This window comes from Bradyrhizobium sp. P5_C11_2 (assembly GCF_054049755.1).
The window spans coordinates 1-10,435 of record NZ_JBFULT010000253.1 but is presented as its reverse complement, the minus strand read 5'-3'; the positions used below and the strand labels follow the sequence as shown (position 1 = coordinate 10,435).

The following is a 10,435-nucleotide window of genomic DNA, read 5'->3' as shown; positions in this document are numbered from 1 at the left end:
TGATCACACTCACGATGGCTCTAACCGTCGTGTTCAGACAGGCCGAGCCGGACGGCTCGGCCTCTTGGCGGACGATCACCGTTCGCGCGCTCGGAGGCTGGATCGCGGCCATCGGCCTGATGATGGCGAGCCTTGCTCTCGCTTCATGAGGGAGCACGGCGGTTCAGCTACATTGCGATATCCACTATTCCGTCTCCTCTCACGGAAAAAGTCTCCAAATTGAGCGGCGCGAGGTTTGCGGCTGGCACGCAATCCTGAGTTCGCGGAGGGCCCGTCCCGGCTCCAAGCGACCGCGAAAGCCGTCCTGATAGTCGTGACCTATCCTCTCCCAATGTTGCTCCGTGATGTCCTCTCACGCAGCAAGCTTCACCTCGTGGGCAAAATCCCAATACAACTTTCGCGCCCGCGCATAAAAGCGCCCGGGCATGAGTTGCCGGCCGTCGATCCGGATCACCGGCGCGACCTTGGCGAAATTTCCGGTCGAAAAGATCTCGTCCGCACCGACGAAATCGGCATAGCGCAGCGTTGCCTCTATCACCGTGACGCCGTCACTGCGCAAGAGCTCGATCACGCGCTGCCGCGTGATTCCGTTCAGGAAGGTGCCATTCGGCGCCGGCGTAAAGACAACGCCGTCTTTCGCCATGAACACGTTCGAATTGCCGAACTCCGCGACGTTACCGAGCATGTCCAGCATCAGGCAATTCTGGAAGCCGCGCGAGGCAGCCTCCATGAGCGCCCGGGAACTGTTCGGGTAAAGACAGGAGGCCTTGACATCGGCCGGCGCGCATTCGGCGGTCGGTCTGCGGAACGGCGACAGCGTGATCGCGCTGCCGACAGGCTGCGGGATCGGCGATTCGTAGATGCAAAGGCACCAGTCGGTCGTTTCCGGATCGAAGAGCACGCCGCCGCCGACGCCATTCTGCGGCCAGTACATCGGGCGGATGTAGAGTTCGGCATTGGCAGGGAAACGGGCGATACCTTCACGCACCAGTCCGAGCCACGTGCCGAGATCGACGACCGGTTTAAGCCCGAAGTTGATCGCAGATTGATTGACGCGGGCGCAATGACGATCGAGGTCGGGCATCACACCTTCAAAGGCGCGCGCGCCATCGAAGATGGTCGAGGCGAGCCAGAGCCCATGGGTGCGTGGCCCCATGATCGACACGTTGCCCTCGTGCCATTGGCCGCGAAAGAATGTCCATGTCCGCGAATGGTTGACGGAACTGGTGCTGGGAACCACGACGAACCTCCATTTTCGAACGACTGAGTTATGGTCCGTAGATCACCAGCTCGGAATCCGACAGATCGGCAAGCCGGGGACAATGCGGGCCCTTGAAGTATTTGCGGCCGATCGGCTCCCTGTAGATGCCGGCGAGGCCAGGCACAGGGCCATTGGCGTCGAGCGCAATCGATATCCGGCCACGCCGCAGCAGGAAGCGGCCGATAGCGCCGGCACACACGACGTAATCGGCCACATCGGGGCAATAGATCATTTGCATCGCCGGCAGCCTGATGCGGCCGACGCGCATCGGCTGCAGGACGAACGGAAAGGCGCGGCCATCGGCGGCGCGGCACACCAGGCAGAGGCAGCCGTAGGCTGCGTGACGCGCCAGCAGCACGACGTCGGCTTCGGACAAGCCGTCGATCGCCTGGACGTCCTGCCGGACGACCTCCACGCGCATCGCCTTGACCGGATGCGACACCGCCGGAAAGGAGAAGAACAAGCCGCCGCAATAGCGGCGGAATCCCTGCGCTTCGATGGCTTGCCAAGTCCATTGCGCCGGACTGATATTGACGTAGGTGACGTCGTTGTGGCGCTGCGCCACCTTGGTCAGCATCGGTGCGTAGCTGCGAAAGGCAGGCTCCACATACCAGCTGGAGAGATTGCAGCGGATGGAGGTGCTTCCACCGTTGTTCCTTGCGGTGTGGATCAACAGCAGAGCACCGACGGGCGCCCGGTCGTGCTCGAGCATGTAGCCGAAGCGCGGGAAGCTGTCGGGCGTCTCGCGCACAGACAGGCGCCGGAGTCCGTCGATCCAGTAGTCGCGCGAACGGATCGGAAAGCCGCGTGTCAGGAGATCGGCGATGGCGTCAAGATCGGCTATTCCTATCTCACGGCATCGGATCATGGTCCGAACTCTCACTCGTAGTATCCGAGCCGCCTCTTGGTCACCGGGTTTGGCGAGCGCGCCAGACGAGCGGATCGAGCGGCAACCAACTTGCGTCCATGGCGATGGACCGGAATTCCGGCCGCAGAGAGAGCCGCTTCTCGCGCTCCCAACGGCTTTGAACGTCCATCTCGCTGCGACGCCATGTACAGCAACCAGTTGCGGTATATGCGCTTGGCAGGCAGATGCCAGACGTTGCTCAGGTCCTTCGTCAGCTGATCGGCCGGAAAGTCGGCAAAAAGCTCGGGACGTCTGTCGGAAAGGGCTTTCTGTCGGAAAGCGATCAGTATCTCTTCCCCGCCCTCGTTCAGATAGCCCCTCGGTATCGTCGGACAGACCTCGTTCTCTCCCCGGAGGAAGCGACCCATATCCCTTCGATATTCACCTAGCAGGCTCTGGGTTTCGTATTCCGGGTGGCCCTGGAAATGGACGAAAAGGCTGTTCTTCTGCTGCTTGACGAAGCAGTCGGCGCCGGCCTCCGCCGACCAGGTGAGAACCGAATATCCGCAGTCCGAGAGATCTTCCTCCTGCACCTCGTTCCACCGGGCGTGCGGAATTCGGAAGGTCCTCGGCACATCCTGCATCAAGGGGTGATGTCTCGTCTTTGTTTGAGCGAAGACACCGAAGCATTTGGTAGGCAGCTTGTGGCGCGTAACGCCGTCCAGGTGCAGGACGGCCCCATGGACGGCCAGACAGGAAAACACCGACGACACGGTATTCTCCCGGGCCCAGTCAACGATCTCGGCGAAGGTGGTCCAGTATGGCTCTTCCGTCAGACTGGCGGCTCTGGGTTCGGCGCCGGTCACGATCACTCCATCCAGGCGTCTGTTCAGCAGATCGTCGATGCCACGGTAGTATCGACGCACGTAATCCCGCCCCCATTCCGAACGGGGGGTCGCCTCCATCGTATAGAAATGCAGTCTGACGCAAAGTCGTCCGGCAGCCGCAGCGAGCAGGTCGAACAGCTGGCGCTCGGTCGACATCAATGCGGCATCCGACATGTTGTTGATGAGCCCGATGTCGAGGCACTCCGCCCGGCTTCCCGGTGACACCATCGCATGGGCGCCTCGGTCCGGCGCTCTCGATAAGAGGTGGTGCTCAGGCGAATCTACGTCGATCAAGACAGTCATGCGAGTGCCTTCATGGTTGGCGAAACCTCAATTCGCGGCGCCGAGGGCCTGATCGAGATCCGCGACGATGTCGTCGATGTGCTCAATTCCGACGCTCAGCCTGATCATCTCGGGCCGCACGCCGGCTCTCTCCTGTTCTTCGGCCGACATTTGCCGGTGCGTGGTCGATGCGGGGTGGCAGGCGAGCGTTTTCGCGTCGCCAATATTGACCAGCCGCTTGCAGAGCTTCAGCGCGTCGTAGAACCGCTTGCCCGCCTCGAAGCCTCCAGCCACGCCAAAAGTCAGCAGCGAACACGCCCGACCACCTAGATACTTCTGTGTTAGCGCGTAATAGGGGCTGTCGTGAAAGCCCGCATAATTCACCCATCCGACACGGCGGTCATTGCGCAGGAACCGCGCGACCTTCTCGCCATTCTCGACGTGCCGCTCGATCCGCAGCGCGACGGTCTCAATGCCCTGGAGCAGCAGGAAAGCGTYCATCGGCGCCAGGACGGCGCCGGTGGTCCGCTGGGAAACGGCGCGGCAACGCGCAATGTAGGCGGCGGCCCCGTAGCGCTCGGCGAAGACCAGCCCATGATATGATTTCTCCGGCTCGTTCATCATCGGGAAGCGCCGGCGATGCTCGGCCCACGGGAACCTGCCGCCGTCGACGATAATTCCACCGAGCGTGGTGCCATGCCCACCCATGAATTTCGTCAGCGACTCCACGACGACATCTGCGCCGTATTCGATCGGCCTGAGCAGGATCGGTGTCGGCACCGTGTTGTCGACGATCAGCGGGACGCCGTGCCTGTGCGCCACCTCAGCCATCGCTTCGATGTCGCAGACGTTTCCGGCCGGATTTCCGACGCTCTCGCAGAACACCGCCCGCGTATCGTCGTCGATCAGTCTCTCGACGCTCGCCGGCCGGTCGTCTTCCGAAAACCGGACCGTGATACCCTGCCTCGGCAGGATGTGCGCGAACAGCGTATGCGTGGTGCCGTAAAGCTGCGGAACCGAGACGATGTTGGTGCCCATCTCCGCGATGTTGACCACTGCATAGTTCACCGCGGCCTGACCACAGGCCACGCTGAGTGCCTCGATGCCTCCTTCCAGGGCGGCGACGCGCTTCTCCAGCACCGCGTTGGTCGGATTGCCGATCCGCGTATAGCGGAAGCCGTCCACTTCAAGATTGAAGAGCGCGGCTCCATGGTCGGCGCTGTCGAATGCATAAGAGGCCGTCTGGTAGATCGGCACGGCAACGGCCTTTGTTGCCGGATCGCAGTCAAAGCCGCCGTGGACGGCGAGAGTTTCTCGCCTCATGGAGGCTGGCCCTTCGGCTCTCCGATTCCGGGCTAGCTCCCGACTTCCCTGGCGCATCGGAACTCCTCGAATGCTGACGGCGCCCGGCGGTCGGTCTGCGCCAGGCCAAGCAGCTCCCGCACTGCGATCGGCCACAGGGTGACGTCCTTGCCGTGGGTATGGAACATGGCGACGGCGAGACGGTCCATTCCGAAGGCCACGCAGGCGGTGTGGGCCGGCTCGGAGGCCGCATCCACGATGCCCCAGGTGGTACCGAAATGATCCCGGTGGTAGTTGAAGCTCATGCAGGCCGTGGGTCGCTCCTCGGAGCGCAGAGGCACCAGCAGTTCGAACTTCAGCGCCTGCTGCTTTTGGCTCACTGCCATCATCTGCCCGACCCGGCCGAAGAACGGGTCGTTGGCATAGTCGACCCTGAAGGTTAGCCCGAGATCTCGGGCGATCTTCTGTGCACGTATGATCCAGCGCTCCCGGAACGCCGAGACGTGATCGGCGCTCCCGATGCAGACGAATTCGCGCATCCTGAAGGACTGCAGCCGGTCGAGATGGCGCGAGGGCTCGCGACGGAAACAATCGGCGGCCACGTCGAAGCTCCAGCCGCCTGCCGGCACGGGCCCTCGGCTCGCCGCGATCGGATAGACTGGATAGCAGGCGGCCGGCGACAGAACGAGATCGGCCGGCGAGAGCGACGCGGTCCAGTCACCGCCCGCATCGAAGCGGCTGACGGCCGCGTCGATCTCGCTCTCCGTGCCGTGCAAGCCACAGACGCAGCCGAGAAGGTTGGGAAAGCTCTTCAGATAGCCCGACCTCTCGAGCTGGGTGCGGCTCATGACGGGCGGGAAGCGCATCACCTCGGTGTTCGGTTCGCGATTACGTGAGATCACCGCCGCAATCCGCTCCACGACGTCTTCATAGAGCGCGGTACGGCCATAGACGCCGGGAGAGCCCATCTCGTGGAACAGCGCGTCGGCAAGGTGATCCAACGGATCGCCCGGTGGCGGAGTGGAGTCCGCCGGTGCTTGAACAATGGCCACTTTCATCAGGCCGTTTCCTTTTCAGAGGACAATCAATCGCACAGAGAGTCCGGGACCGTGCTCATCAGCGTGGCGGTACCCATGCTGGCGAGGATGCGATCGTTGTTGATCATGATCGGAGCGGAAAGCACGTCACGCAGGTGGCGGCCGATACTTACGTCGGTGTCGTTGCGGTATCCGGACAGCCCGCAGGCGCGCATCGCGTGCATGACGGTCGCAACCGCGAGCTCGGAGGCCTCCACCTTGAGAAGATTGATCGAGGACTGGAACTCGACGGACGACAGTGCGCGCTCGTCCCGTTCGCGAGCTTCATAGAACTGGAGATTCGCGGCGATGATGGCGCGCAGTTTCGTCAGCGTCATTTTGGCGGCGGTGAAATGCGCCGCGCCGGGAGGCATATTGCCGCCAGATCCGCGGGCGGCCTTGCGGATGAAGAGCTGCGCCCGGCCCACGGCCGCAGCCGCGATCCCCGCCCAGACCGAGGACCAGCACAGGTGGGCGACGGGCGTCATTGTCTGCGCATGGATCTTTTCGTATGCCACGGGAAATATCTGGTCCGCGGCGCCCCTGAAATTCAGCTTGAAGCCGGCGCTGCAGGTCCCACGCATGCCGAGCGTCTCCCACCCGAGAGTGGGCTCCAGCGTATATTCGTCTCGGGTGATGGCCAGTAGCACCTGATCGGATCCAGCGGCCGAGTCAGAGCGGCGGGCGACGGTGATGATGCCGTCCGCCTCGGCGCCGTACGAAATCACCGTCGCGTCGCGCACCAGCGAAATCTCGGTGCCGGCGCTCTCGACGGCGGCCGAGCTGAAGCGTATGTTTCCGCCGTTCTGGCCTTCCGTGGTCGACGATGCCAGCAGCAGCTGCTCGGCAGCCACGCGGCGCATGAGACTTTCGTGCCAGCCACTGCCCGCGCCGTGGCGAACCAGGCACGCGACCTTGGTCTGATGCATCGCGAAGATCATCCCGACCGAAGCGCAGGCACGGCCGAGCGCGTAACACATATCGGCCACCTCGGAGATAGACGCACCGCCCCCGCCGAACTCGATCGGAATCTGAGCGCCCAGAAGTCTCTCCTTGCGCGCCGCGTCGATCGCCTTCCGCGGGAAGCGCGCCTCGCGATCGACCGCCTCGGCCTCCGCCGCAGCGACCTCCGCGACATTTGCCGTCCGCTGCTGGAACGAGAAGCCGTCGGGAGAGAACGCTATCCGGCCGATTTCCGTGGCGACGTTGCGGAACTGAACTTCCTGCACAGTCATGGGCCAAAGCCTCCCGTTTCATGGTTGGACGGCGCGCAGCCGGATCGAGAAGAATTCCGCTCAAAATTGACAACTAGCCCACTTCCCTCGCCGCGTCGTTGGCGCAGAAGTGGGTGTCAAGGAGCTTCCGCTCCCGGGCGAGGTACCTCCGAAGCAGAGCTATTGACCGAGGGAGCAGTTGGGTATCGTCGCCTCCGGATTGTGATCAGCCCGGTCACGGCGAGGGGGGCAGTCGAAATGCACGACCTTACCGTCAACGTCCAGAATCGTGTTCTATCCGTCGTCAGAAGCGTCCTCCAGCAGAACGCGATCACCGCCGATCTTCACCCGGAGTCACGGCTGGTGGATATCGGGCTGAACTCGATGGGCATGGTCGAGCTGATGCTCAAGGTTGAGGCCGAGTTCGATCTCATCCTTCCCCAATTCGAGATCACGCCGGAAAATTTTCAATCGGTGAAGGCGATGGAGCGGATGATCCTCAACCAGCTCGGACCCGGGTCGGGATGAAGCCAGTTGAACAGAGGTTCTGCTTCGGCAACCAAGCGAACCGCATCGAGCGGGTGCGCGCGGACGCCGATCCAGCCCAGCCGCATGATCCCGTCGCGAAGACAACCGTGATCCAGCGAGCGACCAGACCCGACGTTCCGCGGCGCAGACAGTCCGCCGCCAAGACCTGGTTGCAAGCCATCGCACTCACCGCACGGCTCGAAGCCCGGCCGCATCGGTTGTTCGCCGACGTCGTGGAGGATTGGGCACAGCGTCAGCCCGGGCGGCCCGCCCTGCTCTCGGATGGCCAATCCTTCACCTATGGCGAACTCACCGCCCGGATCAACCGGTATGCGCGCTGGGCGCGGGACCTCGGCCTCCATGCCGGCCGCACCGTCTGCGTGCTGATGCCGAACCGGCCGGACTACCTCGCCTGCTGGCTCGGCATCACCAGCGTCGGCGGGACGGTGGCACTGATCAACACCAGGCTGGTCGGCCAGTCGCTCGCCCACTGTATCGACGTCGCGCAGGCCGATCACCTCATCCTCGCGGCCGATTGCGTCGATGCGTTCGAGAGCGCACGTCCGCACCTGCACCGCGTGCCGCAAATTTGGAGCCTCGGCACCGGCGATCCAGGCGGCGGTCTGGATGCGGCGCTCGCCGCCTTCGAGCCAGGTCCGCTGTCCGCCGCCGAACGTGGCGACGTCACGATCGATGGACGCGCGCTCCTCATCTACACCTCGGGCACCACGGGCCTACCGAAGGCGGCGAACGTCAGTCATCGCCGCATCCTCGCCTGGGGCGGCTGGTTTGCCGGACTGACGGACGCGTCCCCCGACGATCGCCTCTACGATTGCCTGCCGCTCCATCACTCGGTGGGCGGCGTCGCGGCTCCCTGCAGCATGCTCTGCGCGGGCGGTTCGGTCGTGATTGCGGAGAAATTTTCCGCCGGCAGCTTCTGGAACGACATCGAGCGTTTCGACTGCACCGTCTTCCAGTATATTGGTGAGCTCTGCCGCTATTTGCTGAAGGCGCCAGCGTCTGAGCAAGAGGCGCGACACCGGCTGCGGCTGGCTGTCGGCAACGGATTGCGCGGCGACATATGGCAGATGTTCGCCAGCCGGTTCGCGATTCCGCAGATCCTCGAATTCTATGCCGCAACGGAAGGCAATTTTTCGCTGTTCAATGTGGACGGAAAACCGGGCGCGATCGGCCGGATCCCGCCGGTTCTGGCGCATCGCTTTCCCGCCTCGATCGTCAAGGTCGATGCCGACAGCGGTAGCCCAATCCGGAGCGCCGCAGGGCTGTGCATCGCCTGCGCCCCTGGCGAAACCGGCGAGGCTATCGGACGTATCGGCAGCGCCAGTCGCGACGGCGGACCTTTCGAGGGCTACACGGATCCCGCCGAGACCGAGAAAAAGATTCTGCGCGACGTCTTCACTGCGGGCGATGCCTGGTTCCGCACCGGTGATCTGATGCTGCGCGACGAGCAGGGGTATTTGCACTTCATAGACCGCGTTGGCGACACCTTTCGCTGGAAGGGCGAGAACGTCGCGACCAGCGAAGTGAACGACGCAATCAGGGACTGCCACGGCGTTCTCGACGCCTCGACCTATGGAGTTGCGGTGTCCGGGGCCGATGGCCGCGCCGGCATGGCGGCCCTGGTGGTGGACCGGGATTTCGATTTCGGGATATTCAGAGAACACCTTTCGTATCGGCTGCCGCCCTATGCAGTTCCGGCCTTCGTCAGGCTGTGCCGGGCGCTCGATACGACCGACACCTTCAAGCAGCAGAAACAGCGGCTGATCCGCGAGGGATTTGATCCCTCGGCGGTGGACGATCCGCTGTTCCTGCGTGATCCGGCGACCGGTGACTATCGTTCGATCGACCGGGCCGTCTACGCGCGCATCGTTGAGGGCGAAATCAGACTCTAACATCGGCCCGAAAAGCCGAAATGTGAGGTGTACAATGTCGGTCAAGTCGAAGATCTTCTCCGCGATGAAGCAGATCGCCGAAGAACAGAAGGTCACGCTTCCGCCGTTTGAGGACGACCTGCCACTGAACGACATCGGGTTCGATTCGCTGGCATTCGCCATCCTGGTTGCGCGGCTGGAGGACGAGCTCGGTATCGATCCCTTCACTGTCGCCGAGGACGCAGCCTTCCCGTCTACCCTCGGTGAGTTTGTCAGAGCCTACGAGAATGTCCCCGCCTGACATCATCGCGTTGCGCCAATATCTCGGCGCGGGGTCGAAGCACCGCTCGATTTCCGATGCCCGGCACAGCGTGTCGCTGACCGACATGATCGAGCACAGCTGCCTGACTGGCGGATCCTTCGCGTTGTCCGGCCGCTCGGTGCTGCTCGCGACGTCGCGACAGCTGCTGTCCGCGCTTGCAATGATCGAGCTCGACGGCGTCGCCCGCCGCATGCTTCTATGCCCGCCCGACCTCGATTGGGATCTCCTGCAGGTCCTGCTCGAGCAGGCCGGGATCGACACCATCGTCACCGATCGGCCGCTACACCGATGCAGTGCCGGCAAGCGCACTATTATCGGCATCGACCTGCCCGAACGGAGGGCCGTGGGACGGAAGATCGACCATGCGACCGAATGGTTGATGCTGACCTCGGGGACGTCGGGGCTGCCGAAGATCGTCCGACATACGCTCGATGGACTCGCTGGCGCGATCATCGCCGACGGGCCTGCGCGCTACCGCGACGCAACCTGGGCGACGTTCTACGATATCCGCCGCTATGGCGGCCTGCAAATCTTCCTGCGAGCCGTGATCGGCGGCGGATCGATGGTGCTTTCCGAGCCCGGGGAAGCCATCGCGGCCCATGTGGCGCGGCTGCGCGCCGGCGGCGTCACCCACATCTCCGGGACGCCGTCGCACTGGCGCAAGCTGCTGATGAGCGGCGCGTCCGCCAATTTCTCGCCGCGCTATGTCCGCCTGTCGGGCGAAATCGCCGACCAGGCCGTGCTCGACGGCTTGGCCCGGGCATTTCCGCAGGCGTCGATCGGTCACGCCTATGCCTCGACCGAGGCCGGCGTCGGTTTCAGCG

Annotated in this window: 10 protein-coding genes; 4 read left to right on the top strand and 6 right to left on the bottom strand. The window is 63.6% G+C overall.

Annotated features, from left to right (window positions below; translation table 11 throughout):
* Positions 1-352: 352 nt before the first annotated feature.
* From ACXJL8_RS22455 to ACXJL8_RS22430, 6 genes are read right to left on the bottom strand one after another with little or no spacing between them, the layout of a single operon-like run.
* Positions 353-1,240 carry a branched-chain amino acid aminotransferase gene (locus ACXJL8_RS22455; RefSeq protein ID WP_456623449.1) on the bottom strand — a complete coding sequence of 296 codons (888 nt, stop codon included), beginning with the start codon at positions 1,238-1,240 and terminating at the stop codon, positions 353-355.
* Between the two features lie 28 nt (positions 1,241-1,268).
* Positions 1,269-2,129: an acyl-CoA acyltransferase gene (locus ACXJL8_RS22450; RefSeq protein WP_456623448.1), complete on the bottom strand. Its 861-nt coding sequence runs from the start codon at positions 2,127-2,129 to the stop codon at positions 1,269-1,271.
* Between the two features lie 11 nt (positions 2,130-2,140).
* Entirely contained in the window at positions 2,141-3,298 is a 1,158-nt protein-coding gene (gene metA / locus ACXJL8_RS22445) for a homoserine O-succinyltransferase MetA (RefSeq protein WP_456623447.1), read from the bottom strand.
* Positions 3,299-3,325: 27 nt separating this feature from the next.
* Positions 3,326-4,600: an O-acetylhomoserine aminocarboxypropyltransferase/cysteine synthase family protein gene (locus ACXJL8_RS22440; RefSeq protein WP_456685609.1), complete on the bottom strand. Its 1,275-nt coding sequence runs from the start codon at positions 4,598-4,600 to the stop codon at positions 3,326-3,328.
* 32 nt (positions 4,601-4,632) lie between these two features.
* A complete protein-coding gene (locus ACXJL8_RS22435) occupies positions 4,633-5,637 on the bottom strand; it encodes an amino acid--[acyl-carrier-protein] ligase (protein WP_456623446.1) in 1,005 nt (334 codons plus the stop codon).
* 26 nt (positions 5,638-5,663) lie between these two features.
* Entirely contained in the window at positions 5,664-6,890 is a 1,227-nt protein-coding gene (locus ACXJL8_RS22430; protein WP_456685608.1) for an acyl-CoA dehydrogenase family protein, read from the bottom strand.
* 237 nt (positions 6,891-7,127) lie between these two features.
* Between ACXJL8_RS22430 and ACXJL8_RS22425 the strand changes: the two genes are divergently transcribed.
* From ACXJL8_RS22425 to ACXJL8_RS22410, 4 genes are all read left to right on the top strand, one after another.
* Positions 7,128-7,397, top strand: coding sequence for an acyl carrier protein (locus tag ACXJL8_RS22425; RefSeq protein ID WP_456623473.1), 270 nt, complete (start codon positions 7,128-7,130; stop codon positions 7,395-7,397).
* Positions 7,394-9,310 carry a long-chain-acyl-CoA synthetase gene (locus ACXJL8_RS22420; RefSeq protein WP_456623444.1) on the top strand — a complete coding sequence of 639 codons (1,917 nt, stop codon included), beginning with the start codon at positions 7,394-7,396 and terminating at the stop codon, positions 9,308-9,310. Before ACXJL8_RS22425 ends, ACXJL8_RS22420 begins: the two co-directional genes overlap by 4 nt.
* A gap of 34 nt (positions 9,311-9,344) precedes the next feature.
* Complete coding sequence (locus ACXJL8_RS22415) at positions 9,345-9,590, top strand: acyl carrier protein (protein WP_456623443.1); 246 nt, start codon at positions 9,345-9,347, stop codon at positions 9,588-9,590.
* Positions 9,577-10,435: AMP-binding protein (locus tag ACXJL8_RS22410; protein WP_456685607.1), on the top strand; the 859-nt coding region annotated here is incomplete at its 3' end. The genes ACXJL8_RS22415 and ACXJL8_RS22410, both read left to right, overlap by 14 nt.

What these genes read in the sequence shown, in the direction of transcription:
- ACXJL8_RS22450 (WP_456623448.1), bottom strand. Translation starts at nt 2,129, where the DNA reads ATGATCCGATGCCGTGAGATAGGAATAGCCGATCTTGACGCCATCGCC.
- metA (WP_456623447.1), bottom strand. Translation starts at nt 3,298, where the DNA reads ATGACTGTCTTGATCGACGTAGATTCGCCTGAGCACCACCTCTTATCG.
- ACXJL8_RS22435 (WP_456623446.1), bottom strand. Translation starts at nt 5,637, where the DNA reads ATGAAAGTGGCCATTGTTCAAGCACCGGCGGACTCCACTCCGCCACCG.
- ACXJL8_RS22430 (WP_456685608.1), bottom strand. Translation starts at nt 6,890, where the DNA reads ATGACTGTGCAGGAAGTTCAGTTCCGCAACGTCGCCACGGAAATCGGC.
- ACXJL8_RS22425 (WP_456623473.1), top strand. Translation starts at nt 7,128, where the DNA reads ATGCACGACCTTACCGTCAACGTCCAGAATCGTGTTCTATCCGTCGTC.
- ACXJL8_RS22420 (WP_456623444.1), top strand. Translation starts at nt 7,394, where the DNA reads ATGAAGCCAGTTGAACAGAGGTTCTGCTTCGGCAACCAAGCGAACCGC.
- ACXJL8_RS22415 (WP_456623443.1), top strand. Translation starts at nt 9,345, where the DNA reads ATGTCGGTCAAGTCGAAGATCTTCTCCGCGATGAAGCAGATCGCCGAA.